The organism is Streptomyces sp. NPDC003027, from assembly GCF_053591435.1.
Genome location: NZ_JBSFTU010000026.1, coordinates 51392 through 75194, shown reverse-complemented (window position 1 = coordinate 75194; position 23803 = coordinate 51392). Strand labels below are relative to the sequence as shown.

The window sequence follows — 23803 nt, the reverse complement described above, 5'->3', positions numbered from 1 at the left end:
GGGGTGGGCCCAGCCCTACCTCCGTACACCCCCCACCGCCATGGCCCCGCCCCGCTGCCGCCCCCTACCGTGTGGCGCATGGAGCCACGAAACCCCTGGCAGGCCCTCACCCGGAGCGGGTATCCCCGCGGCAGCTGGCCCTGGAGGTGCGCCGGATACCTGGCCTCCGGGGTCGTCACCGGCCTGCCCGCGCTTCTCGTGCTCCTCGTGCTCGTCGTCTTCTCCGCCGTCCTCGTCGGGCTGCCGCTGCTCCTCCTCGCGGGCCTCGCCCTCGGCGGCCTCGAGCGCCGACGGCTCCGGATCGTCGACCGCGACCCCGCCGCCGACCCGCACCGCGTCCCCGACACCCCCGGCCTCGCCGCGTGGCTCCGGCTGCGGGTCCGGGAGCAGGTCACCTGGCGCGAGCTGGCGTACGCCGTGCTGCACGCCACCGTCCTGTGGCCGCTCGACCTGATCGTGTCGGCGGTGGCCCTCGGGCTTCCCGCCACCCTGATCGGCACGCCCCTCCTGCTCGCCCTCGACGGCGACGAGACCAAGGTCGTCAAGGTGTACCTGGTCACGTCCCAACCGGAGGCCTTCGCCGCCGCACTCCTCGGCGCGGTGCTCCTCGTCGCCCTCCTCTACCCCCTCGCCGCCCTCGCCGGCGCCCGCGCCGCTCTCACCCGGGCCCTGCTCGCGCCCCGGGAGACCGAGCTGCGGGACCGTATCGGCGAGGTCACCGCCTCCCGGGCCCGCCTCGTCGACGCCTTCGAGGCCGAGCGGCGCCGGATCGAGCGGGATCTCCACGACGGCGCCCAGCAACGCCTCGTCGCCCTCACCATGACCCTGGGGCTCGCCCGCCTGGACGCCCCGCCCGGACCGCTCGCCGACCAGCTCACCAAGGCGCACTCCGAAGCCGGCCAGGTCCTCACCGAGCTGCGTGAGCTCATTCACGGCATCCACCCCCAGGTCCTCGCCGACTACGGCCTCGCCGCCGCCCTCGCCGACGCGGCCGACCGCTCCGCCGTCCCCGTCGAGGTCGACAGCGGCATCGCGCTGCCCCGGCTGCCCGCGGCGGTCGAGTCCGCCGGGTACTTCGTCGTCCGCGAGGCCCTCGCCAACATCGGCAAGCACAGCGGCGCCACCAAGGGCCGGATCACCGCCGGGTACGAGGACGGGACCCTGCGCGTCGACATCCACGACGACGGGCGCGGCGGCGCCGACCCGGCCCACGGCACCGGTCTGACCGGACTCGCCGACCGGATCGCGGTCCTCGATGGCACACTGACGATCATCAGCCCCCCGGGCGGTCCGACCGCCCTACGAGTGGAGATCCCGTGTCCGCCTCGCTCCGCGTCGTCCTCGCCGAGGACGGCGTCCTCCTCCGCGAAGGGCTGATCGGGCTCCTCGCCCGCTTCGGCCACGAGGTCGTGGCCGCCGTCGGCGACGCCGACGCCCTGCGCACGGCCGTCGCCGCGCACGATCCGGACATCGTCGTCACCGACGTGCGCATGCCGCCCGGTTTCCAGGACGAGGGGCTGCGGGCCGCCGTCGCCCTGCGCGCCGAGCGCCCGGCGCTGCCCGTCCTCGTCCTGAGCCAGTACGTGCAGCGGTCCTACGCCGCCGATCTCCTGGACGCGGGCGACGGTACCGGCGTCGGCTATCTCCTCAAGGACCGGGTCGGCCAGGTGGAGGAGTTCCTGGACGCCCTCACCCGCGTCGCGGCCGGAGGTACGGTCGTCGACCCCGAGGTCGTACGGCAGCTGCTGCGCCGCCACCGCGATCCGCTGGAGGCGCTGACCCCGCGCGAACGCGAGGTGCTCGGGCTCGTCGCCGAGGGGCACTCGAACGGCGAGATCGCCCGCCGGCTCGTCGTCACCGAAGCGGCCGTGGGCAAGCACATCGGCAACATCCTGGGGAAGCTGAACCTGCCGCCCGCCGAGGACACCCACCGCCGGGTCCTGGCCGTCCTGACCTATCTGAGGGCGTGAGACCCGGACCTGGAACCGGGAGCACGAAGAAGCCCCCCGCTCGCGCGAGGGGCTTCTTCCGTCTGTGCGCCGCCAGGGACTCGAACCCCGGACCCGCTGATTAAGAGTCAGCTGCTCTAACCAACTGAGCTAGCGGCGCCTGCTGACAGAGAAAATACTACCTGCTCCCGCGGGGTGCTCCTGACCAGCCTCAGGCCGGTCCATGGCCCGTCCTCGCCGGGGGTTTCAGATGGCCAGTGACAGGACCACGGGGGCCGCTCTGCGGTTCAGCGTGTCCGCCGCCGAGCGAAGCCGGTGCGCGTGCTCGATCGGCAGGGACAGCGCCAGGCAGCCCACGGCCGCGCCCGCCGTCAGCGGGACCGCCGCGCAGACCGTGCCCACGGCGTACTCCTGCAGGTCGAGCACCGGGACGGTCGGCGGCTGGCTGTCCAGCTTGGAGAAGAGCACCTTCTCGTTGGTGATCGTGCGGGAGGTCAGCCGGGCGATCTTGTGGCGCGAGAGGTGGTCCCGGCGGCCGTTCTGGTCGAGCTGGGTGAGCAGGCACTTGCCGACGGCGCTCGCGTGCGCGGCGGAGCGGAAGTCCACCCACTCGTTGACCTTGGGCGTGCGCGGGCCGTCGGCGAACTGGGTGATCTTCACCTCGCCGTCGATGTACCGGCTGATGTAGACGGCCGCGCCGACGGAGTCGCGCAGCTCGGTCAGCGTCTCCTGGAGCTTGCCTTCCAGGGCCTCGCGACGGGTCATGCCGGAGCCCAGGAGGACCAGCGAGTCCCCGACGACATAGGCACCGTCGGCGACCTGCTCGACGTACCCCTCGCGGCGGAGCATCAGCAGCAGGGACGACAGGTGGGCGACGGGCAGACCGGTCTCCCGAGCGATCTGGACGTCCGTCACCCCGCCACCGTGCCGTGAGACCGTCTCAAGGACGCGCAGGGCGTACTGCACCGAATGGAACGGCGCGGTGGGCTCGGGCTTCAGCGCCACGGTTTCCCCCTACCAGGTTGTGACCGCAAGCTTCTGTACCACGATAGCCGTCAAGGGCCGTTTGCGGGGCGGCTGTTGGCGAGAATGATGCGGCGCCCCAGCGCCGTACGCTGGGGCGCACCACTCTGGCATATGCCATAGGCACACTTGCCCGACAGAGCCTCAGGTCAGAGCACCGCGCCGAGGAACTCACGGGTGCGTTCGTGCTCCGGAGCGGAGAAGATTTTTTCCGGAGAACCGGACTCGATCACCCGTCCCCCGTCGAACATCAGCACCTGGTCGGAGATGTCCCGGGCGAAGTTCATCTCGTGCGTCACGCAGATCAGCGTGATGTCGGTGCTCCGCGCGATGTCCCGGAGCAGGTCGAGCACGCCGGCCACCAGCTCCGGGTCGAGCGCCGAGGTCACCTCGTCGAGCAGCAGGACCTTCGGCTCCATCGCGAGCGCCCGCGCGATCGCCACCCGCTGCTGCTGGCCGCCGGACAGCTGTGCGGGTCTGGCCTCGTACTTGTCGCCGAGACCGACCAGATCGAGCAGCTCGCGGCCGCGCGCCTCGGCCTCCTCCCGGCTCTTGCCGAGGACCCGGACCGGCGCCTCGGTGATGTTGCGCAGGACGGACATATGGGGGAAGAGGTTGAAGTGCTGGAAGACCATGCCGATCTTCTTGCGGACCTCGCGGCGCTGCCTCTCGTCGGCGGGGTACAGCTTTCCGCCGTTGACCCGGACGGTCCCGGCGTCGGGTTTCTCCAAGGTCATCAGGAGCCGCAGGATCGTCGTCTTGCCGGAACCGGAGGGTCCGATCAGGGTGACGTGCTCGCCGGCCCGGACCGAGAAGCAGAGGTCGTCGAGGACGGTGATCTCTTCGTCGCCGGTGCCGAATCGTTTCGTCACGTTCTCGAAGCGGATCAGGTCGTGGCCGGTTTCGGTGGCTTCAGTGGGCAAGGCGGCGCTCCAGGGTGCGGACGAGCAGGGAAGCGGGATACGCGATCAGGACGAAGGCCACGCCGACCACCGTGAGCGGTTCGGTGTACTGGAAGGTGGCGGCGCTCTCGAGCCGGGACTGCTGGAGGAGTTCCAGCACGCTGATTCCGGCCAGGAGCGGGGTGTCCTTCAGCATCGCGATGACGTAGTTGCCCAGCGCGGGCGCGATCCGGCGCAGGGCCTGCGGCAGGATCACCGTCACCCAGGTGCGGTGGCGCGGCAGGCTGAGCGCGGTCGCCGCCTCCCACTGGCCGGCCGGGACGGCGTCGATACCGGCTCGGTAGACCTGTGCGGTGTACGTCGAGTAGTGCAGGCCGATCGCGAGCGTGCCCGTGGTCAGGGCGGAGAACTGCACGCCCCACTCGGGCAGGACGAAGAAGAGGAAGAAGAGCTGCACGAGCAGCGGGGTGGTGCGGACGAACTCGGTGACGGCGTGCACCGGCCACCGGACGACCCGGCTGCGCGCCCGGAAGCCGAGCGCCCAGACCAGTCCCAGCGTGAACGAGATCAGCGAGCCGAGGACCAGCACCTGAAGGGTGACGAGGAGGCCGTCCCAGAAGCGTGGCATGAAGTCCGCCACCGCGGACCAGTCCCAGTTCACTTGGCCACCACCCCCAGGTTCGCCTTGGTGCGTCGCTCCAGGGCCTTCATCGAGCGGGTGATCACGAGCGCGATCACGAAGTACACGAGGAGCGTGACGGTGTAGATGGCGCCGCTCTCCTGGGTCGCGAGCCGCACCAGGTAGGCGGCGAACGACACGTCGCCGACGCCGAGCAGCGAGACCAGGGCGGTGCCCTTGAGCAGCTCGACGAGGAGGTTGCAGAGGGAGGGGATCATCTCCGGCACGGCCTGGGGGAGCAGCACGAGCCGCAGCCGCTGCCAGGGGGTGAGGCTGAGCGCGATGCCCGCCTCCCGCTGGGCCTTCGGTACGGCGTTCAGCCCGCCGCGCACGATCTCGGCGCCGTAGGCCCCGTAGGAGAGTCCGAGCGCGAGGATCGCCGCCCACATCGGGACCAGCTGCCAGCCGACCAGCGGCGGCAGGACGAAGAAGAGCCAGAACATCAGGATCAGCGCGGAGGTGCCGCGGAAGACCTCGGTGTAGAGCCCGGCGAGGAAGCGGACGGACCGGGAGCGGTGGGTGCGGGCGGTGCCGACGGTGAAGGCGACCAGCGCGCCGAGCGCGGCGGAGGCGATCAGGAGCTGGAGGGTGATCCAGATGCCGGGCAGGACCCAGTTCTGCCAGAGTCCGGCGGTCATCGGCACAGCTCCTCGGCGGTCAGGGTGGTCATCTCGGCCTCGGTGAAGCCGAAGCGCCGCATGATGCGGAAGAGTTCGCCGCTCTTCTTCATCTTGTGCAGCTCGGTGTTGAAGGCGTCCCGCAGCGAGGCGTCGGTGGGGCGGAAGGCGAAGCCGCCGGCGTCGATCTTCTTCTCGCCGTCGACGACGGTGGCGAACGGCTCGGTGGCCTCGGCCCTGCTGGACTTGCGGACGACCGAGCGGGCGGTGAGGGCGGTGCCGGCGAAGACGTCGACCCGGCCGGACTCGACCGCGTTCAACCCGGCGACCTGGTCCTGGAGGACCACGATGTCCTTCTCCGGGTAGCCGGCGGCCACGGCGTGACCCAGCTGGGCCCATCCGCTGCCGGTCGCGAAGCGGGCCTTCGCCCGCACCACGTCCTCGTACGAGCGGAGCTTCTCCGGGTTGCCCTTGCGGACGATGAAGGAGTCGAGCATCTGGTACTCGGGGTCGGCGAAGAGCACCTGCGCGCAGCGCTCCTTGTTGATGTACATCCCGGCCGAGACGACGTCGAACTGCTGGGAGTTGAGTCCGGGGATGAGCGAGGCGAAGTCGGTGGCCACGGGCTGGACGCGCTCGATGCCGAGCCGCCGGAAGATCACCCGGGCCAGCTCGGGGGCCTCGCCCGTGAAGGCTCCCTGCGCGTCGACGTAGCCGTAGGGCACCTCGCCGGCGATCCCGAGGCGGACCGTGCGCTGGGATCTGAGCCGGCCGAGCGTGTCGCCGGAGGCGACGCGCGCGCAGCCGGCCGCACCGAGCGCCGCTCCGGCCGCCCCGGCGGTGCCGAGGAGCAGAGTACGGCGATTTATGTGATATGTCCCTCGGGAGGGACCTGTTCGAGCCATGGGCGCGCCGCTACCCCGACCCGGGCAGGTCAATCCTGCGGAATAAGCGGAGACAGCCTCCTGTTCTCTTCCGTCGTACCTATGTCTTTTGCGCGCGGAAGGGCCGTCAACGGTGAGCGACGCGATTCGGGGCACGGCATACGGGGACTCGCCCGTACCGCTGTCCGTACTGGACCTGGTGACCGTCGGCAGCGGACGGACCGCGACGCAGGCGCTGGCCACGAGTGTCGAGATCAGCAAGCTCGCCGAGCGGCGCGGCTACCACCGCCACTGGGTGGCCGAACACCACTCCATGCCGGGCGTCGCCTCCTCCTCGCCGGCCGTCATCCTGGCCCATCTCGCCGCCCACACCCGCCGCATCCGGCTCGGCTCGGGCGGTGTCATGCTGCCCAACCACGCCCCGCTGGTGATCGCCGAGCAGTTCGGGACCCTGGAGGCGTTCGCCCCGGGCCGGATCGATCTCGGGCTGGGGCGCGCGCCCGGTACGGACGGCGCCACGGCCGCCGCCCTGCGCCGCACCCAGATCCCGGGCGAGGGCGCCGACGACTTCCCGCGGCAGCTGACCGAGCTGACCCGGTTCCTGGACGACGACTTCCCCGACGGGCACCCGTACGCGCGGATCCACGCGGTGCCCGGGCCCGTGCAGGGCCCCAAGGGGCGTCCGCCGGTCTGGCTGCTCGGCTCGTCCGGCTTCAGCGCCCGGCTGGCCGGCACGCTCGGTCTGCCCTTCGCGTTCGCCCACCACTTCTCCGCCCACAACACGATCCCGGCGCTCGACCTCTACCGGGACTCCTTCCGGCCCTCGGAGGTCCTGGACGCGCCGTACGCCCTCATCGGCGTCTCCGCGCTCGCCGCCGACGACCCCCGGGAGGCCCGTCGCCAGGTCCTCACGGGCGCGCTGTCCATGCTGCGACTGCGCACCGGCCGGCCGGGGCTCATCCCGACACCGGAGGAGGCGGAGGCGTACACCTTCGGCCCGGCGGAGCGGGACTTCGTGAGCGGCTGGCTGGCGAACGTCGTCCACGGCACGCCGGACGAGGTCCGCAAGGGCCTCGACGAGCTGCGCGAGCGGACCGGCGCCGACGAGCTGATGATCACCGCCAACACGCACGGCGGGGAAGCCCGGCTGCGCAGCTACGAGTTGATCGCGGACGCGTACGGCCTGCCGGACGGAGTCGTTCCGGAGCGGTGAGACCCTGAGTTCTTCCGGCGGGTTGGTTCAGTCTCGAACAACTTGTCCGCGACACCCCCAAGCGAACCCCAAACCGCTCGTCACCTGTGGTGGCGGGCGGTTTCGCGCTGTGCCACCCGCCGCTGACAAGGGCTTTCTTCAGCAAATTGGTCTAGTCCTCGATTTGGTTCAGACCATTGACGCGCTGTTCGTCCGGGGGCTATCACTTCCTCAACTCCTGTACGGCACACCCCCCCAGCACTCCCCGGAGGCCGCACGTGCACCCCCGTAAGCCAGTGATCGCCGCGCTGCTCAGCACGGCCCTCGCCGCCGGCGCGCTCGCCGCGACCGTCGGACTCGGCTCCGCCCAGGCGGCCGACACCGCAGCCCCCTCGACCGGGGGTGTGAAGATCGCGTACTACGACCAGTGGAGCGTGTACGGGAACGCCTTCTATCCCAAGCACCTCGACACCCGGGGCATCGCGGGCAAACTCGACATCATCAACTACTCGTTCGGCAACATCCACCCGACCGAGCTCACCTGCTTCGAGGCCAACAAGGCGGCCGGAGACGACGCCAACCCCAACGCCGGCGACGGCGCGGGAGACTCGTACGCCGACTACCAGCGCTCCTTCTCCGCCGCGGACAGCGTCGACGGTGTGGCCGACAAGTGGGACCAGCCGATCGTGGGCGTCTTCAACCAGTTCAAGGAGCTGAAGGCGAAGCACCCCCATCTGAAGATCAACATCTCGCTCGGCGGCTGGACCTACTCCAAGTACTTCCACGACGCGGCGAAGACGGACGCGAGCCGCAAGAAGTTCGTGGCCTCCTGCGTCAAGCAGTACATCGCGGGCGACCTGCCGGTCGAGGGCGGCTACGGCGGTCCGGGCACCGCCGCCGGGATCTTCGACGGCATCGACATCGACTGGGAGTACCCCGGCTCGCCCGACGGCCACCTCGGCAACCACTACGGCCCCGAGGACAAGGCCAACTTCACCCTGCTGCTCGCCGAGTTCCGCAAGCAGCTCGACGCGTACGGCGCGGCCAACGGCGGCAAGAAGTACCTGCTGACCGCGGCCCTCCCGGCCGGCCAGGACAAGATCAAGCACATCGAGACGGACAAGATCGGCGCGTACCTCGACTACGCGAACATCATGACGTACGACATGCACGGCGCCTGGGACGGCGACGGGCCGACGTACCACCAGTCGCCGCTGTACTCCGGCGCCAACGACCCGACCGACCCGATCAAGCCGGGCACGGAGAAGTACTCGATCGACAACGCCATCGACGCCTGGATCGACGGCAAGCCGGCCTACGGCATCGCGGGCGGCTTCCCGGCGAACAAGCTGACGCTCGGCTACGAGTTCTACTACCGCGGCTGGAAGGGCGTCCCGGCCGGTGCGGCCAACGGCCTCGCCCAGCCGGCCACCGGCGCCTCGGCGGCCCGCCCGGTCAGCCAGCAGCCGGGCATCGCGCACTACAAGGAGCTCGGCGGCATCGTCGACAACGCGGCGACGACCTTCTGGGACGACCAGGCCAAGTCGGCCTACTTCTACAAGGACGGCGAGTTCTTCACCGGCCTCGACAAGCGGACCATCCAGGCCCGCGCCGACTACGGCCACCAGCGGGGCCTGGCGGGCGCGATGATGTACTCGCTCCTCGGCCTCGACGCCGACGCCACGCTCTTCAACGACATCGTGGCCGCGGTCGGTTCCTCCCCGACCTCCCCGACGACGCCGCCCACGACGCCCCCGACGACCCAGCCCACCCCGACTCCGAGCCAGACGACCACGCCGCCGACCACGGGCTGCACCGCCCCCGCGTACGCGCCCGGCACGGTCTACAACGGCGGCTCGCTCGTCTCCCACAAGGGCCGCACCTGGAAGGCCCAGTGGTGGACCCAGAACGAGGAGCCGGGCACGACCGGCGAGTGGGGCGTCTGGAGGGACCAGGGCGCCTGCTAGTTCCTCGCCGACATGACCACTGCCCCCGCCCGGTTGTCCCACCGGCCGGGGGCAGTCCAGTGTTTGTCGCGGGTCACACCCGCAGCGGCGCCACCCCGATGAGTTCCGCGATCCGGTCGGGGGACACCGCCCGTGAGTAGAGCCAGCCCTGCCCCGTGTCGCAGCCGATCCGGCGCAGCCGCGTCGCCTGGCCGGAGGTCTCCACACACTCGGCCGTGACGGTCAGGCCGAGCCGGTGGGCCAGCTGGACCAGCGCCTCGACGATCAGCTCGTCCGCCGGGTTGGCGTGCGCCTCGTCCTGGAAGCCGCGGACGAACGACCCGTCCAGCTTCAGGACCGAGACCGGGAGCCGGCTCAGGTACGCCAGATTCGAATAGCCCGTACCGAAGTCGTCGATGGCGATCCGCACCCCCATGTCGCTCAGCGCCTGGAGGGCCTGGAGGGGACGGCCCGCCGAGCCCATCACCGCCGACTCGGTCAGCTCCAGCTGCAGCAGATGCGGCGCGAGGCCCGTCTCCGCCAGGATGCCGGCCACATCCGCCACCAGGTCCGAGTCCCACACCTGCCGTACGGCCACGTTGACGCTCACGAAGAGCGGGCGTTCGCGCGGATGGTCCTTCTGCCACTGCCGGGCCTGGGTGCACGCCGTCCGCAGCACCCAGCGCCCGAGGTCGACGATCGAACCGTCCTCCTCGGCGATCCCGATGAACCGATTCGGCGCGAGCGAGCCGAACTGCGGATGATTCCAGCGCACCAGCGCCTCCACCCCGCGCACCACGCCGTCGGCCATCCCCACCAGCGGCTGGTACTCCAGCGCGAACTCGCCGCGTTCCACCGCCGGCCGCAGGGTCGAGGAGAGCGCCTGCCGGGTCATCCGGTGGGCGTTGCGCTCGGGATCGAAGAGCGTCCAGCGGGCCTTGCCGTCCGCCTTCGCCCAGTACAGCGTCGTGTCGGCGGCCTGCATCAGCCCCGTCGCGGTCGTCCCTCGGGCGCCCCGCTCCACCACACCGATCGACGCGGACACGGACAGCCGCTGCCCGGCCAGGTCGAAGGGCTGCTGGAGCGCGCACAGGACGGACTGCGCCAGGTCCGCGACCTGCTCCGTCCCGGTCGAGTCCTCGACCAGGATGGCGAACTCGTCACCGCCGAGCCGCGCGACCAGATGTCCGCCGCTCCTGGTGTACCCGTCGCTGTCCGCGCACTCCGTCAGACGGGCGGCCACGGCGGCGAGCAGCCGGTCCCCCACACGGTGGCCCAGGGTGTCGTTGACCGCCTTGAAGCCGTCGAGATCGAGGTAGCAGAGACCGATCCGCCCTGTTCCGCCATGCCCGTACGACTCGTACGACGATCTGATCTCCGGGCCCTCGTCCTCCTGCGCGGCGGCTTCCAGGGCGGCCGAGAGGCGCTCGAAGAACAGGGTGCGGTTGGGCAGCCGGGTCACCGGATCGTGCATCTGGAGGTGGCGCAGCCGCGCCTGCAGCTCGCGCCGGTCGCTGATGTCCGCGATCGAGAGCAGGACGCGGCGGCTGTCGGGGACGGGGGAGACGGTGATCTCGGCCCACAGGGAACGCCCGTCGGGGTGCTTGAGCCGGCGGGTGCAGCGGAAGCGGGAGCGACGGCCCCGCAGCACCTCGCGGTACGCGTGCCAGGTGCGCCCGTCGGAGGCCAGGTCGACGAGATCGGCGGCGGCCTGCTCGCGCAGCGAGCCGGCGTCGGTGCCGAAGAGCGCGCCGAGCGCGTCGTTGGCGGTGACGACGACGCCGTCCTGGTCGACGACGGCCATGGCCAGCTGGGCGGCGCGGAAGGCGGCGCGGTAGTCGCGCAGCTCGGCGGCCGTCCGCGGGTGCGACCCCGGGCCGGGCGTCGCACCGGCCCGGGGGGCCGTACCCGTCAGGGAGCCGGGCCCCGTGGCTTTGGGCGAGCCCGTGCCTGTGGCCTTGGGGGAGCCCGCGCCCGCCCGAGGGCCGCCTTCGGTCATGGGGTCGGGATGACGCTCCGTGATCGGAGGCGTGGGCTCCCGTGCGGGCGAGAGCTGGGTGTGCACCGGTCGTTCGGGGGTTCCGCTCACCGCTCGCTCCCCTAGCGCAGTTGGGCCGTACAGATGTGGTCGGAATGGTCGGCCAAGGCAAAGTGTGCCGATCATAGAGGCTGTCCGGGGGACCGATCCAGCTCCGGGGCGGCCGTCCCGCCCCCTGGGCGGGGCTAAGCCGCGCTCCGTTGACCCCTGCCCGATCGTTTCTGCGCGGGTCTGACGCGGGGCGTCGACGACGTGACCGAATGTGACTTTCCGTGAGCCTTGCGAAGGCGTGTCGCGTCGACCCGGCGGCGCCCGCTCACTCGACTGGGGCAGCGGAATAGTGCGAAATGCCGCAAATCATCACAAGGTGGGTGAGGTGTCCCGCATTCCGCAGCCGGAGGTCCATGTGAGGGGTCAGCAGACACCCGAGGGAGTGGAGCGGCCGTCGCTGCGTGCCTCGGCGGCGGCCTTCACCTCACTCGTGGCGCTCGCCGCGACCGGTCTGGTGGCGGGCCCCGCCGTGGGCGCCCCCTCCGCGGGCCCGTGCGCCCTGCCCCGTACCGCGGCCCACCACTCCCTGGGCCTGGACACCTGGAACGGCTCCTACCCCCAGCCCACCCGCACCCTCGACGCGGTCATGATCTTCCTGTCGTTCCCGGACTCCACCCCGCTGACCGGCACCGACGCACTGGTCGCCGACTACTTCCCGGGCACCACCGACTTCTTCCGGCGCGCCTCGTACGGCCGGTTCACGCTGCGCGCCCACCCGCAGCGCGAGTGGATCGCCATGCCACGGGCCTCCACCGCCTACGAGATACAGCGTGACTGGGACACGGGCCGGCGCACGCAGTATCTGCGCGACGCGATCGCGGCGGCGAACGAGAAGGTCGACTTCTCGCGGTACGACATCGTCTATCTCGTCGCGGACCCCGACGCGCCGGGTGTGGACTCCGATGCCACGAAGGTCGTCAACCTCGACCGTCCGCTGACCGTCGACGGTACGGACATCAAGCGGGTCGTCACGGTCTTCGAGCGGCATCCGCCGGACCGCAACGTGCTGGCCCACGAGACCGGGCACGTCTTCGACCTGCCCGACCTCTACCACCGGCCGACGGACGGCAAAGGCGACTGGGACACCCATGTGGGGGACTGGGATGTCATGGGCAGCCAGTTCGGCCTCGCGCCGGACCTCTTCGGCTGGCACAAGTGGAAGCTGGGCTGGCTGGAGCGGCGCCAGGTGGCCTGCGTCCAGGGGCCGGGCTCCCGGCTGCTCAGCCTGGAGCCGCTGGCGGCCGCGCCGGTGGCGGGCGCCACGCTCGGCACCCGGCTTGCGGTCGTACGGACCGGCCCCGGCACCGCCCTGGCGATCGAGGCCCGCGCGGCGACCGGCAACGACGAGGAGACCTGTAAGGAGGGTGTGCTGATCTACCGCGTACGGAACGAGGCGGCGTCCGGGAACGGGCCGATCGAGGTCGTGGACACCCACCCGCAGTCCGAGGCGTGCTGGGACCGCTCGGTGTACCCGCCGCTGGCGGACGCGCCGCTGGCGGTCGGGGAGACGTTCACGGTGCCGGAGGACGGGACGCGGGTGGAGGTGGCGGACCGGACCCGGGCGGGCGTGTGGACGGTGAAGGTGACGGTGGAGGAGGGCCGCACCTGAGGCGCGGGGGCTCTCGCCGAAGGGGGGCACACGGGGGCGCGCGTGCGGACGCGGGACGGGGCGCGGGTTGCGGGCGGCCGCGCGCGTGCGGACACGGGACGCGGGGCCGCGCGGCGCACGAAAAAGCCCCTCGCTTCCGCGAGGGGCTTTTCCCGTCTGTGCGCCGCCAGGGACTCGAACCCCGGACCCGCTGATTAAGAGTCAGCTGCTCTAACCAACTGAGCTAGCGGCGCCTGCTGACGTCGTAGACCTTAGCACCCTGATCGGCGGGAGGAAAAATCGATATCCGCACGTCGGCGGCGGAGGCGGCGCGGACCGCCCGGACGCAGGCCCACAGCATGACCTCGGGCCCCGGGAGCCACGGGTGGCGGGTGTCCGGGGCGACGACCCAGCGGGGGCCGGCGGCCTGGAGCGGGGTGAGCGGGGGGATGGTCACGGCGTCACCGGTGCCGTGGCAGAGCGGCGGGGGCACGGCGTCGTCCCACTCCTCCCAGTCGAGCAGGGCCGGTAACCGCTGGGCGGTCCCCGGGGCGGCGAAGAGCAGCATCCGGCCCCGGTGGAGGGCGACAGGGCCGGTGCCGGGGCCCTCCGACCAGAGCCGGTCGAGCATCCGCCGCCCGAAGATCGTGTCCACGTTCACGACGTCGAAGACGGTCCCGCAGGGCAGGACGGCGGGGGCGGTGGGCCGGGCCTCCCAGAGCGCGAGCGTGGAGCGCGGGTAGGAGGCGGCGGAGGCGAGCCAGCCGGCTCCGTCGGGCGTGACGTGGGCGGTGTGGTGCCGCCCCTCGTCCTGCTCGCGGAGGAACCGGAAGATGTCGGACCGGTCGGTCGGGGAGTCGTCTCGCAGCCATGCGCTCATGGAGCCAGATCTACCGGGAGTGACCACGCCGTTTCCCAGAGTTGCCGAAAACCCGGACAGGGAGGGGAGCGGAGGAGTATCTTTCGCCCCGGCATATGCCCCCGGGTGGTGGCGGAGGCGCGTCCGCGAGGCATGCCGGGGAGGGAAGGCCGCCCTCTGGCCTCGGGCCACGGCGCGCGGCCCCGCCGAAGACTCCGGCTCAGCCCTCCGGTGCGTGGTCGCCCTGACGGATCAGATCCCGGCCGAAGTCGATCATCTTGCGGGCGTAGTCCTCGGTCCACTCCGCCCGCTCGGCGACGTCCGCCGGCGTCAGCCGGTCGAACCGCCGCGGGTCCGTCAGCTGGGCCGCCGCGATCGCCTGGAACTCGATCGCCCGGTCCGTCGCCGCGCGGAAGGCCAGCGTCAGCTCGGTCGCCCGGCTCAGCAGCTCGCGGGGGTCGTCCATCGACTCCAGGTCGAAGAAGTGCTCGGGGTCGGCGGTCGCCTCGGCAGGCTCGAAGATCAGCGGTGCGGGCCGGAGCCGCCGCTGCCCGTTCCGCTCCGCGGATTCCGCCATCGTCCTTCTCCTCCTCGCACACACACGGCCCGGACACCCGGGCCGTCACCTTCCATTGTCCCGCCTCGCGCAAGGGGGCGCGGGCCCGTCAGCCGTCCAGGCCCCGCAGATACACCGCGAGCCCGCCGAAGAACTCGCGGTCGGCGTCGATCCAACGCGCACGGCGACCGGCCTCCGCCATGTACGGGAAGCGGTCCTGGGGCAGCTCGGAGATGACCACCGTGCCCGCGCCGGACAGCGATCCCAGGTGTTCGAGCTGGATCGCCCCGACGACGTACGACAGCAGCCCTCGCAGGGCGACGACCCGCCGCTCGCCCTCGACGCCCGCCTCGGCGAGGAGGCCGAGGACCGTCTCGGACCAGCGCAGCAGTCCCGGAAGCCGGTGCCGGTGGGTGACGGTCAGCGGGACGGCGGCGGGATGGGCGCGCACGCTGTCGCGCAGCCGCCGGACCATGGTCTCGACCCGCTCGCGCCATGGGCCGTCCGCGGCGGGCGGGGTGGGGTCGACGGAGCTCAGCACCCGCTCGACGACGAGCCCCTCCAGCTCGTCGCGGTCGGCGACGTACCGGTAGAGCCCCATCGTGCTGAGGCCGAGCTCCTTGGCGACGGTGCGCATCGAGAGGCCGGCGAGCCCGTCGCGGTCGATGACGGCGAGTGCGGCGGCGGCGACCTGGTCCTGGGTGAGTGAACGCGGGCGTGGCATGACGGTTGACAGCGTACGTCTTACGCCTACGCTGTTAGGAGTACGCCGTACGCCTACGAGAGAGGTGCCCGATGCGCATGCCCGGAGGACTGCTGCGGCCCGGTTCCGTCGCCCCCGTCCGCAGGCTCGACCCGCTCCTCGGCCCGCCGGTGGCCGTCCCGGACCCCGACCGGCTCATCCACCTTCAGTTCCGGCGCTTCGCCGGCTGCCCCGTCTGTCATCTGCACCTGCGGTCGGTGGTGCGGCGGCACGAGGAGATCGAGACGGCCGGCATCCGCGAGGTCGTCGTCTTCCACTCACCGTCCGGGGAACTGCGGCCGCACCTGGACGGCCTGCCGTTCCCGGTCGTCGCCGACCCGGACAAGCTGCTCTACACCGCGTTCGGGGTGGAGTCCGCGCCCCGGGCCCTGCTCTCGCCACGGGCGTGGTGGCCGATGGCCCGGGCCGTTCTCCTCGGCACCTGGGGAATGCTGCGCGGCCGCGAGAAGCCGCCCGTACTCCGCCCGAACGGCGGACGGCTCGGCCTCCCCGCCGACTTCCTGATCGGCGGCGACGGCCGGATCCTCGCCGCGAAGTACGGCGAACACGTCGACGACCAATGGTCCGTGGACGAACTCCTCACCCTCGCCGCGACCGCCGCGACCGCCGCGACCGCCGCCTCGCCCGTGCCGGCCTCCGGACCGGCCGGGCACTAGGGGCTCCAGGCGATCCGGTGCCCGGAGCGGCGGTCAGGGGCTCCAGGCGATCCGGTGCTCCGCGAGGTGTGAGAGGACCGCGTGGTTCGCCTCCCAGCCGTCCGGGAACTTCACCGTCACGCCCAGCTGGACCGGCTCCGTCGACGGGTGTTCGTCGAGGAGGTCCGCGACGCCCGCGCGGCAGACCACGACGCAGGCGTGGCGGTGGCGGGAGGCCAGGACGCACAGGCGGCCCGTCTCCAGGTGGAAGGCCGTGGCGTCCGGGCGGCCCGACAGGGGGTGGAGGACGACCGTCACGTCGTACTCCCGGCCCTGGAGGCGGTTCGCGGTGTCCACGGTCACGCCCACGACACCCAGCTCCGCCAGCGCCGCCCGTACCGCCGCCGCCTGGTCGCGGTGGGCCGTGCCGACCGCGATCCGGTCGGCGGTCAGCGGCACCGGGTCGGGGTCCCGCTCCGAGACGGCGGCGCCACCCCGGTCCAGGAGCCGGCGCACCACCAGCGCCACCGCGCGTACCGCCTCCGGGTCCGTGCGCGGGGTGTGCCGGGCCGGCAGTTCGAGCAGACCCCACCCCGACGCGGCCGCCTCGTCCAGGACCCGGTCCGGGCCCGAGCCGTCCGAGGCCACCCCGAACGTCAGCCGCCGCTCCCCGTGGCCCGTACCGCTGCGGAACGGCGTGTACGGATAGAACGCGTCGGACACCAGCGGCGCCGCCGACGCCGGAAGCCGCCACGACACCGGCAGCCGGTGCTGCGGCAGCTCCGGATTGTGCGCCAGGAGCGTGGACACCGCGCTGGCGGAGGGGTCGTACGAAAGCCCCGCCCACTGCTCCGCGCCGACCACCGAGAAGGGATCCAACTGCCCCGGGTCGCCGACGAACAGCGCCCGCTCGAAGAGCCCCGCCACCGCGAGCAGCGCGTCCGAACGCATCTGGTACGCCTCGTCCACGATCGCGTGCGCCCACGGCTCGACGTTCTTCACATGCGCCCACTTCGCGGCCGTCGAGACGACCACGTCCAGACCGGCCAGATCGCCCGCCTTGGACGACTTCCGTACGTTCTCCAGATCGTCGAGCGCCTTGTCGTAGGGGTCGCTGTCGTTGGAGTGCAGCCGGCCCACCGGAAGATCCGGCTGCTTCTCCGCGAGCCGCAGCACCAGATCGTCCACCTGCGCGTTCGTCTGCGCGACGACCATCAACGGCCGCCCCGCCGCGGCCAGTTCCAGCGCGGCGCGCACCACGAGCGTCGACTTGCCCGCGCCCGGTGGGGAGTCCACGACGACGCCGCGGGCGCTGCCGCGCAGGGTGTCGGCCAGGATGCCGTCCGTCGCCCGGGCGGCCTCGGCGGAAGGGTCGAAGGTCACAGCACGTCCTCCACGGTCACGGCGTCGGGCAGTTCGGCGGCGTCGGAGCGCGGCGGTCCGCCGTGCGTCCAGGGCGTCTCCTCCGGGTCCGGCAGCTTCGCGCCCACCCGTTGATCGTGCTCGAACAGCGTCCAGGCGATCCGCTCGCCCTTCTCCGGCACCGACCCCTCCGCCGGTTCCTTGGACCGCCCCATCCGGTCGGTGACGCGCAGCACCAGTGAGCCGTCCTCCTCGTACCGTACGAACTCGGCCGTCTGCGGCTTGCCCTCCAACGAGCGGTACACCTTCATCCGGTCCCCGAGATGCGGCCGGTCGTCCGTGCGGACCGTCAGCAGCGGGCGCGGCGAAGGCCGCTTCGACTCCGACCAGGCCATCGTCACCTCCACCACCTCGGCGACGAACGCCTCGCCCGCGAGCCGCCGCCCGGCCAGCACCAGCGGATCGTCCAGGGCCTCCTGCGCCTCCAGCTGCGCCTGCGCGGACTCGCGCGCCGCCAGCTTCTGGGCCGCCGTCACCGCGTCGTCGCCGCGCGGCTGCGGCGGTTCGCCGGCCACGACCCGGTCGCGATGGCCGGTGAAGGACCAGCGGTCGCGCGTCCAGCGGTCCGCCACCCGCGCCCCCTGCGGCAGCTCCCGCAGCAGGTCGAGCGACCGCCACACCGCCTCCCAGGTCGGCTTCAGCTGGGACTCGATCAGCCGGCGGATCTCCCGCTCCGCACGGTGCAGTTCACCGAGCCGCTCGTCGGCGCTCTCCCCGTCCTCGGCCGACGCCAGCGCCTGCCGGGCCCGGTCGAAACGCTCGATCGCCGGTGCGAGCAGCCGGTTGTCGAAGGCCGGGTCCGTCGCCGGGCCGGCCGGTGGGCAGAGCAGCTGCCCGTCGCGGTCCCGGCCGAGCTCGGCACGGAGCGCCGCCTCGGCCCCCGACTCACCCTCCGCCGGATCGATCCAGGCCAGCAGCGCCCCGAGATGCTGGTCCTCGAGGGAGGACTGGCCCGTCGCCCAGTGCCGGTTCAGCAGATCCGTCGCCGACAGCAGCAGCGAGGAGCCCGGCACACGGGCCCGCTCCCCGAAGTGCGTCAGCCAGCGGCCGAGCAGCGGTACGCGCGGCGGCGCCGGGAACGGCGTCTCCGGATCCTGCTCGGCCGTCCGCCGGAACCGCATCGACCGCCCGAGCAGCCGTACGTACTCGACGCCCGCCCGGCTCGGCACGATCAGCTGCGGCGCGTCCGCGCACAGCTCGACCTCGACCTTCACCTTCTTGCCGGTCTCCGGGTCCGTCTCGTTCCGCTCCGCCGCCTCGACCGCGCCGGTGAACGAGTCGATGTACGGCAGGACCTCCCCGGCCAGCTCCGCGAGGAACGCGAACCGCAGGTCACGGTCGCGCGGCTGCGCCACCACGAGCAGACGCGGCTCCTCGCGGTCGGTCCCGACCAGGGCCCCGAGCGGGGCGCCCGCCTCGCCCGCCGTGGTCAGCGGAACGAGGACGAGGGGCCGGTCGGACAGATGCCGGTGCCGGACGGTGGCCAGCGGCTGGGCCCGCCCCGACTCGACGGCCTCCAGACGGGCGAGGGTGGAGATCAGCGACATGCGGGGGCCTCTCCGGTGGCGCGCGGGTGCGTGGTCAGCAGGGGCATTCGACGGCCTCCCTCGGGGCCCGGGCGGGGGCGCACGCCAGCGCCTCCGCCCGAAGCGCCGCCGCCCGGCGGACCGCCTCCACGGTCGGATCGTCCGGGTCGCCCGCCTCACCCCGGGCCGCCGCGAGGACCTCCCCGATCGTGGTCAGCCCGCCCAGCTCACCGCGTACCGACCGGCCGAGGGCCTCCACCGCGCCCGCCAGGCGCGCCTGCTCCCGGCAGTGGAAGGCCAGCTCGCAGGCGGACAGACACTCCGGCGCGTAGGCGTGCGGCACGGCCTCCACGGCCTGCGCCAGCTGCTCCGCCGAGCACCCGTCCACATCGAAGGTGACCCCCTCCGGGAGGGTGTCCGCGATCTCCTCCACCCGGGTCAGCCGGGCCAGCTGGCGGCGGGTCACCGACAGCTGCTTGCGTACGTCCACCACCGAGGCGGTCGGCAGATTGGAGAAGTCCTTCGGGCAGACCAGCAGCACCGACTGCGCCACCGCCGCGCCCCGCGTCAGCGCCGCCACCCGCTCCAGGGCCAGGACGTACACCGCCGCCTGCCGGGCGGCCGCGCCGACCTTCGAGGCGTCCGCCGAACCGTCGATCATCGGGAAGGACTTGATCTCGACGACCGTCCACCGCCCGTCGGGGTGGACCACGACCGCGTCCGGCTCGAGATAGGCGGGGGAGCCCGCCACCTCCAGAGCCAGCATCGGATGGTCGAGCAGCGCCCACCCGCCGGCCCCGGTCGCCTCGCGCAGCGCGAGCGCCGTGCGGGCCGCCCGCCCCTCGGGCCCGGCCGCCGCCAGATCCGGCACCCGCACCGTCCCGGGCTCGTCGATCCCGAGCAGCCGCAGCAGCTCGCGGCCGCCGTCCGCCTTGACCTTCGCCTCGAAGGCGTTGCCCCGCATGAACGCGAACTGCGACTGGCCGAACGCCGCCGGCGCACCGAGCTTCGACGCCAGCGCGCCCTTGTCGACCCCGGCGCCGTCGAGCAGGGCGCGCCGCCGGCAGCCGGGGTTGGCGGCCAGCGCCGCCAGCGCCCGCGCATCCAGCGGATGCGGCACGGCGGCCGGTCCGCGAAGCTCGGCGAGCCTTTCCCACGCTCTCGGCTTCGCCGGAGCGGGGGAGGCCCCATGCCGGAGTGTCGTCTGCGGAGGCCGAGGGGCTCCGCTGCCCAGGGATTCGCTCACCCGCGGAAGTCTCGCATCCGCCACTGACAAGTGGGGCCGGCCCGGGAGAAAGCACCCGGTCCGCCGGGGGGATTTGAAGCACCCCCGGTCTGCCTGGCGAGGAAGTACCCCGGTCTGTGGTGGGGAGGAAGCACCCGGCCCGCCCGGGGCGGAGCGCCCGGCCCGTGAGTCACGTCGCGGGCGCGGGAGCGACGGGCGTTGCCCGGTGTTCACGTGGGCGATGATGGGGGAGCACCCGTTGTGAACCCGGAGTACCCCAGGGAGAGCCTTCATGGCACCGCGCATCCTGCTCGCCCGGCACGGCCAGACCGAATGGTCGCTGCTCGGACGCCACACCGGCAGGACGGACATCCCCCTGCTCGACGAGGGCCGGCGCGGCGCGAAGCTGCTCGGTGAACGGCTGCACAGGGCGCCGTGGCGCGGCCTGCCGGAGCTGGAGATACGCACCAGCCCGCTGGCACGCGCGCGTGAGACCTGCGACATCGCCGGCTTCGGTGAGCGTGCGCGGGAGTGGGACGCGCTGATGGAGTGGGACTACGGCGCGTACGAGGGCCTGACCCCGGCCCAGATCCAGGACCTCGCCCCGGGCTGGCTGCTCTGGCGCGACGGCGTTCCCGAGGGGGAGACCCGGGAGCAGGTCGCGGCCCGCGCCGACGAGGTCGTGGAGTGGGCGCGGTCGGCGGACCGGGACGTGCTCGTCTTCGCGCACGGCCACATCCTGCGGACGATCGGCGCGCGCTGGCTGGGCGAGGACATCTCCTTCGGCTCCCGCATCCGTCTGGACCCGACCAGTCTGTCGGTCCTGGGCTGGGCCTACGGCGCGCCCGCGGTGGAGCGCTGGAACGACACGGGCCACCTGGAGTAGGGCCTGTGCCCGGCCGCCGCCGGGACGGGAGCCGGCCGGAGTCAGGAGGTCGTCGCCAGGACCCGCTGTGTCGCCGCCAGCATGCGGCGGATGCGGGACGACTGGACCTCGCCCAACGCGTCCACCACGCGTTTCGCCTCCGCCGCCGCCTCCTCCCGGCGGCCCGCGTGGGCGAGGTCGCTCGCCAGTTGGGCGCGGTAGAGGGCGAGGTTGCGGGCGAAGTGGGGATTCTGCAGGACCGTCGCGCGGTGGGCGTGGCGGGCCGCGCGGCCCCAGTCCCCCAGCGCCGACCAGCACTGGGCCTCCAGCGCCTCCAGCTCCGGCTCCCCGAAGAAGGACATCCACTCCGGGTCGCTGTCGACGGGGCCCCGGGCGAAGAGGCCGTGGGCGCGGCCGAGGGCCTGTTCACAGGCGGCCCGGTCACCGAGCCCGGCCCACGCTCCCGCCTCCCGCAGGGTGAGCAGCGAGAGCAGCCGGGCGGAGTTGAGCGGCTGCGCCGCGCGCAGCCCGGCCTGTGCCGTCCGGACCGCCTCGCGGTACCGGCCCGCGTCCCTGGCCAGGAACGACGTGTTGCAGAACGCGTGCGCCTCCAGGGCCGGATCACCGGCCACGCGCGCGGTGGCGAGGGCCTCGGCGTAGTGGGAGCGGGCGTCGTCGAGGCGGCCGGAGTCGTGGGCCAGCCAGCCGACGGAGATGGCCAGTTCGCCGGCGCCGGCGTGCAGCCGGTCCTCGGTGGAGCGGCGGGTGGCGGTGCCCGCGTCGAGCAGGGCGTACGCCGCTCGCAGCGGCTGGGCGGCCGCCTTGTAGAGCCCCTCGGCGCCGTGCCGGTCGTCGAGCAGCCGGATCCGCCGGACTGCTTCCTCGACGGCCCGCACCTCTGTCTCGCCGATCCTGTGGGTTGCGCGAGGGGCGGGGATCGCGGCGGCCGTGCCGCCCAGCCCCAGCGAGGCGGCCGCCACGGTGGCGGTGCCGCTCGTCATGAATGCGCGACGCAGCACGTCGCTCTCCTCATCGTTCCGGGTCGTGATGGCGGGTACGAGCGGTGCTTGGGCCGCGACGGCGGACCGTCGTCGGCCGCGTACCGTCTCCCGCGCCGAGAAGCCCAGGTCCGCCAGGCCCAGACCGGGGAACATGTGCAGGAACACCCGTTCGTACGCGTAGTTGGGGCAGCGGATCTCGCCCGCCTCCACGCGTCCGATGTACCGGGCGTCGCAGGCGACCTGCTCGCCGATCTCCCGCGCGGCCCGGCGGACGGCGGCGGCGAACTCCGCCGGCGACTGCTGCCCGCGGAGCCTGCGGAAGGCGAGATTGGGAACTGCCCGTGACATCGCCATGGCCGAGCCCTCTCCTGGTGCTGCCGGTGTTCCGGCGGGGCAAGAACGTACCCGCTGTGACGGGGCGGACACGCTGAGTTTGGCTACAAATCGGATATCTCGCTCGCGATCTGCCATGAACTGCCATCCTTTGCGGCGGCGTGCCGCCGTAGCCGTTGACGCGCACGGGCGTTGAACCATGCGGAGAGACGGAACGTGTCCTCTCAGGAGCGAGGAGGGGTCCCCATGATGGAGATCGGATCGCGGTCGACCGAGCGGCACGCACCCACCCCGGAAGCCGGCACCCCGCACGGCGAGGCCTGCGACCTGGTGACCGTGCCCGTGCGGCAGGGGCTGGAGGCCGTCGACATCCTGCGCCGGTGCGGTGCTCCGGTGGTCGGCCCGGTGGTGCACGACGGGGCCTGCCACACCCTCGGCTTCCTGGTCCCGCCCGGTACGGCCGAGGCCTGGGACATGCCGGGCAGCGCCTGTACGCAGACCTCGGGCCGCGGCTTTCGCGTCCCCGAGCTGCCGGAGCTCCCCGAGCCGGCCGCCGGCGGCGCCCCGCGCCCCGCGGGCTGGCTGCTGCCCCCCGGCGACGGGGGCCAGGTCACGGATCCGGCGGTGCTCCGCGAGGCCCTGGGCCAGGCGGCCCGCCTGATCGAGGCGGCCGACGGCTGCCGCTGAGGGCGACGGGTGAAACGTGGCCGACGCTCCTGCGCCACGCGATCCCGCACCGAGGCCGGGCTCTGCCCTCCGGCCCAGCTCGACGATCCCCGTCCCGCGGCCCCGCGCCCCGAGCCTCTCGCCCCCAGCCTCCCGCGAGCAGCCGTTCTCCGCGAGTGCCGATAATGGGGGGTGTGGCCAGGAACAAGCAGCGAGGACGGGTGGCGGGCGCCGTCGCCGTCGTCGAGACCGTCGACGGCGGGCTCGCCGAACTCATACCCGACCGGGAGCGGCCGCGCGGCTGGACGCTGCTGATCGACGGCGCACCGCAGTCGCACGTCGATCTCGACGACCCGGCCCATCTCTCCTTCGAATACCAGCGGCGCCTCGGCCACATCGCCGACCTCGCGGCCCCGCCGAACCGGCCCGTCCAGGCCGTGCACCTCGGCGGCGGAGCCTTCACGCTCGCCCGCTACATCGCCGCCACCCGGCCCCGCTCCACCCAGCAGATCGTCGAGCTCGACGGTCCACTGGTCCAGCTGGTCCGCCGCGAACTGCCCCTCGACGCGGCCGCCCGCGTCCGGGTCCGCTCCACCGACGCCCGGGCCGGGCTCTCCAAGGTGCAGGACGGATGGGCCGACCTGATCATCGCGGACGTGTTCAGCGGCGCCCGCACCCCCGCGCATCTGACCAGTACGGAGTTCCTCGCCGAGGTCCGCCGGGTCCTGAAGCCCGGCGGTCTGTACGCCGCCAACCTCGCCGACGGGCCGCCGCTGACCCACCTGCGCGGCCAGATCGCGACCGCCGCCACCGTCTTCCCGGAACTGGCGCTGACCGCCGACCCGACCGTGCTGCGCGGCCGCCGCTTCGGGAACGCCGTGCTGCTCGCCTCCGACCGCGAGCTCCCCGTCGCCGAGCTGACCCGGCGCGTGGCGACCGACCCGCACCCCGGGCGGGTCGAACACGGCAGGGCGCTCGCCGACTTCACCGGCGGCGCGTCCCCGGTCACCGACGCCAGCGCCAGGCCCTCTCCCGTACCGCCGGCGTCCGCGTTCCGCTAGACCCCGCCCACCGGGCCGACCG

General features: G+C 72.8%; 22 protein-coding genes and 2 tRNA genes. 9 read left to right on the top strand and 15 right to left on the bottom strand.

Going from position 1 to position 23803, the window contains the following annotated elements:
* The first annotated feature begins 78 nt into the window (after positions 1-78).
* Positions 79-1377 carry a sensor histidine kinase gene (locus tag ACWDX6_RS19805; RefSeq protein WP_451486194.1) on the top strand — a complete coding sequence of 433 codons (1299 nt, stop codon included), beginning with the start codon at positions 79-81 and terminating at the stop codon, positions 1375-1377.
* Positions 1317-1970, top strand: coding sequence for a response regulator (locus ACWDX6_RS19800; protein ID WP_451486193.1), 654 nt, complete (start codon positions 1317-1319; stop codon positions 1968-1970). The genes ACWDX6_RS19805 and ACWDX6_RS19800 overlap by 61 nt, the downstream gene beginning before the upstream one ends.
* Positions 1971-2035: 65 nt before the next feature.
* Here the strand turns inward: ACWDX6_RS19800 and ACWDX6_RS19795 are convergent.
* From ACWDX6_RS19795 to ehuB, 6 genes are all read right to left on the bottom strand, one after another.
* Positions 2036-2109 (bottom strand) — tRNA-Lys (locus ACWDX6_RS19795).
* Between the two features lie 86 nt (positions 2110-2195).
* Positions 2196-2954, bottom strand: a complete 759-nt coding sequence (locus tag ACWDX6_RS19790) for an IclR family transcriptional regulator (RefSeq protein WP_403294462.1) — start codon at positions 2952-2954, stop codon at positions 2196-2198.
* 167 nt (positions 2955-3121) lie between these two features.
* Positions 3122-3895 (bottom strand): amino acid ABC transporter ATP-binding protein, encoded by a 774-nt coding sequence (locus ACWDX6_RS19785; RefSeq protein ID WP_451486192.1) that lies wholly within the window; start codon positions 3893-3895, stop codon positions 3122-3124.
* The gene (gene ehuD / locus ACWDX6_RS19780; RefSeq protein WP_451486191.1) at positions 3885-4535 is read right to left on the bottom strand and encodes an ectoine/hydroxyectoine ABC transporter permease subunit EhuD; all 651 of its coding nucleotides are present in this window, start codon (positions 4533-4535) and stop codon (positions 3885-3887) included. The genes ACWDX6_RS19785 and ehuD overlap by 11 nt, the downstream gene beginning before the upstream one ends.
* Complete coding sequence (gene ehuC, locus ACWDX6_RS19775) at positions 4532-5191, bottom strand: ectoine/hydroxyectoine ABC transporter permease subunit EhuC (RefSeq protein ID WP_451486190.1); 660 nt, start codon at positions 5189-5191, stop codon at positions 4532-4534. The genes ehuD and ehuC overlap by 4 nt, the downstream gene beginning before the upstream one ends.
* Positions 5188-6075: an ectoine/hydroxyectoine ABC transporter substrate-binding protein EhuB gene (gene ehuB / locus ACWDX6_RS19770; RefSeq protein ID WP_451486189.1), complete on the bottom strand. Its 888-nt coding sequence runs from the start codon at positions 6073-6075 to the stop codon at positions 5188-5190. Before ehuB ends, ehuC begins: the two co-directional genes overlap by 4 nt.
* A gap of 112 nt (positions 6076-6187) precedes the next feature.
* Between ehuB and ACWDX6_RS19765 the strand changes: the two genes are divergently transcribed.
* Complete coding sequence (locus ACWDX6_RS19765; protein WP_451486188.1) at positions 6188-7267, top strand: LLM class flavin-dependent oxidoreductase; 1080 nt, start codon at positions 6188-6190, stop codon at positions 7265-7267.
* 257 nt (positions 7268-7524) lie between these two features.
* Positions 7525-9213: a glycosyl hydrolase family 18 protein gene (locus tag ACWDX6_RS19760; RefSeq protein ID WP_451486187.1), complete on the top strand. Its 1689-nt coding sequence runs from the start codon at positions 7525-7527 to the stop codon at positions 9211-9213.
* 73 nt (positions 9214-9286) lie between these two features.
* Here the strand turns inward: ACWDX6_RS19760 and ACWDX6_RS19755 are convergent, their stop codons facing one another.
* Entirely contained in the window at positions 9287-10996 is a 1710-nt protein-coding gene (locus ACWDX6_RS19755) for a putative bifunctional diguanylate cyclase/phosphodiesterase (protein ID WP_451486215.1), read from the bottom strand.
* A 610-nt stretch (positions 10997-11606) separates the two neighbouring features.
* On the opposite strand from ACWDX6_RS19755, the gene ACWDX6_RS19750 reads away from it, so the two are divergent.
* The gene (locus tag ACWDX6_RS19750; protein WP_451486186.1) at positions 11607-12890 is read left to right on the top strand and encodes a M6 family metalloprotease domain-containing protein; all 1284 of its coding nucleotides are present in this window, start codon (positions 11607-11609) and stop codon (positions 12888-12890) included.
* A gap of 159 nt (positions 12891-13049) precedes the next feature.
* Here ACWDX6_RS19750 and ACWDX6_RS19745 read toward each other — a convergent pair.
* The 4 genes from ACWDX6_RS19745 to ACWDX6_RS19730 all read right to left on the bottom strand — a co-directional run bounded on the left by ACWDX6_RS19745 (position 13050) and on the right by ACWDX6_RS19730 (position 15008).
* Positions 13050-13123 (bottom strand) — tRNA-Lys (locus ACWDX6_RS19745).
* Complete coding sequence (locus tag ACWDX6_RS19740) at positions 13114-13749, bottom strand: bifunctional DNA primase/polymerase (RefSeq protein ID WP_451486185.1); 636 nt, start codon at positions 13747-13749, stop codon at positions 13114-13116. Before ACWDX6_RS19740 ends, ACWDX6_RS19745 begins: the two co-directional genes overlap by 10 nt.
* Before the next feature lie 199 nt (positions 13750-13948).
* A complete protein-coding gene (locus tag ACWDX6_RS19735; protein WP_451486184.1) occupies positions 13949-14305 on the bottom strand; it encodes a hypothetical protein in 357 nt (118 codons plus the stop codon).
* Between the two features lie 88 nt (positions 14306-14393).
* On the bottom strand, positions 14394-15008 hold the full coding sequence (locus ACWDX6_RS19730; protein ID WP_451486183.1) for a TetR/AcrR family transcriptional regulator: 615 nt from the start codon (positions 15006-15008) through the stop codon (positions 14394-14396).
* A gap of 77 nt (positions 15009-15085) precedes the next feature.
* Here ACWDX6_RS19730 and ACWDX6_RS19725 point away from each other — a divergent pair, with 77 nt between their 5' ends.
* Positions 15086-15703: a peroxiredoxin-like family protein gene (locus ACWDX6_RS19725; protein ID WP_451486182.1), complete on the top strand. Its 618-nt coding sequence runs from the start codon at positions 15086-15088 to the stop codon at positions 15701-15703.
* Positions 15704-15736: 33 nt separating this feature from the next.
* Here ACWDX6_RS19725 and ACWDX6_RS19720 read toward each other — a convergent pair whose 3' ends face one another.
* Genes ACWDX6_RS19720 through ACWDX6_RS19710 form a run of 3 tightly spaced genes read right to left on the bottom strand, consistent with a single transcriptional unit; the run spans position 15737 to position 19876 of the window.
* The gene (locus tag ACWDX6_RS19720; protein WP_451486181.1) at positions 15737-17065 is read right to left on the bottom strand and encodes an AAA family ATPase; all 1329 of its coding nucleotides are present in this window, start codon (positions 17063-17065) and stop codon (positions 15737-15739) included.
* Entirely contained in the window at positions 17062-18651 is a 1590-nt protein-coding gene (locus ACWDX6_RS19715; protein WP_451486180.1) for a hypothetical protein, read from the bottom strand. Before ACWDX6_RS19715 ends, ACWDX6_RS19720 begins: the two co-directional genes overlap by 4 nt.
* Before the next feature lie 34 nt (positions 18652-18685).
* The gene (locus tag ACWDX6_RS19710) at positions 18686-19876 is read right to left on the bottom strand and encodes a hypothetical protein (RefSeq protein WP_451486179.1); all 1191 of its coding nucleotides are present in this window, start codon (positions 19874-19876) and stop codon (positions 18686-18688) included.
* Between the two features lie 271 nt (positions 19877-20147).
* Here ACWDX6_RS19710 and ACWDX6_RS19705 point away from each other — a divergent pair, with 271 nt between their 5' ends.
* Complete coding sequence (locus ACWDX6_RS19705) at positions 20148-20741, top strand: histidine phosphatase family protein (RefSeq protein WP_451486178.1); 594 nt, start codon at positions 20148-20150, stop codon at positions 20739-20741.
* Between the two features lie 41 nt (positions 20742-20782).
* Here the strand turns inward: ACWDX6_RS19705 and ACWDX6_RS19700 are convergent, their stop codons facing one another.
* A complete protein-coding gene (locus tag ACWDX6_RS19700) occupies positions 20783-22075 on the bottom strand; it encodes a tetratricopeptide repeat protein (RefSeq protein ID WP_451486177.1) in 1293 nt (430 codons plus the stop codon).
* Positions 22076-22300: 225 nt separating this feature from the next.
* Between ACWDX6_RS19700 and ACWDX6_RS19695 the strand changes: the two genes are divergently transcribed.
* Entirely contained in the window at positions 22301-22741 is a 441-nt protein-coding gene (locus ACWDX6_RS19695) for a hypothetical protein (protein WP_451486176.1), read from the top strand.
* A gap of 164 nt (positions 22742-22905) precedes the next feature.
* On the top strand, positions 22906-23781 hold the full coding sequence (locus tag ACWDX6_RS19690; protein WP_451486175.1) for a spermidine synthase: 876 nt from the start codon (positions 22906-22908) through the stop codon (positions 23779-23781).
* Positions 23782-23803 lie beyond the last annotated feature (22 nt).

Excerpts from the sequence above, each read along its gene's own strand:
- ACWDX6_RS19705 (WP_451486178.1), top strand. The coding sequence starts at position 20,148 with ATGGCACCGCGCATCCTGCTCGCCCGGCACGGCCAGACCGAATGGTCG.
- ehuC (WP_451486190.1), bottom strand. The coding sequence starts at position 5,191 with ATGACCGCCGGACTCTGGCAGAACTGGGTCCTGCCCGGCATCTGGATC.
- ehuB (WP_451486189.1), bottom strand. The coding sequence starts at position 6,075 with ATGGCTCGAACAGGTCCCTCCCGAGGGACATATCACATAAATCGCCGT.
- ACWDX6_RS19690 (WP_451486175.1), top strand. The coding sequence starts at position 22,906 with ATGGGGGGTGTGGCCAGGAACAAGCAGCGAGGACGGGTGGCGGGCGCC.
- ACWDX6_RS19700 (WP_451486177.1), bottom strand. The coding sequence starts at position 22,075 with ATGGCGATGTCACGGGCAGTTCCCAATCTCGCCTTCCGCAGGCTCCGC.
- ACWDX6_RS19725 (WP_451486182.1), top strand. The coding sequence starts at position 15,086 with ATGCCCGGAGGACTGCTGCGGCCCGGTTCCGTCGCCCCCGTCCGCAGG.
- ACWDX6_RS19740 (WP_451486185.1), bottom strand. The coding sequence starts at position 13,749 with ATGAGCGCATGGCTGCGAGACGACTCCCCGACCGACCGGTCCGACATC.
- ACWDX6_RS19715 (WP_451486180.1), bottom strand. The coding sequence starts at position 18,651 with ATGTCGCTGATCTCCACCCTCGCCCGTCTGGAGGCCGTCGAGTCGGGG.
- ACWDX6_RS19695 (WP_451486176.1), top strand. The coding sequence starts at position 22,301 with ATGATGGAGATCGGATCGCGGTCGACCGAGCGGCACGCACCCACCCCG.
- ACWDX6_RS19735 (WP_451486184.1), bottom strand. The coding sequence starts at position 14,305 with ATGGCGGAATCCGCGGAGCGGAACGGGCAGCGGCGGCTCCGGCCCGCA.
- ACWDX6_RS19730 (WP_451486183.1), bottom strand. The coding sequence starts at position 15,008 with ATGCCACGCCCGCGTTCACTCACCCAGGACCAGGTCGCCGCCGCCGCA.
- ACWDX6_RS19755 (WP_451486215.1), bottom strand. The coding sequence starts at position 10,996 with ATGGCCGTCGTCGACCAGGACGGCGTCGTCGTCACCGCCAACGACGCG.
- ACWDX6_RS19805 (WP_451486194.1), top strand. The coding sequence starts at position 79 with ATGGAGCCACGAAACCCCTGGCAGGCCCTCACCCGGAGCGGGTATCCC.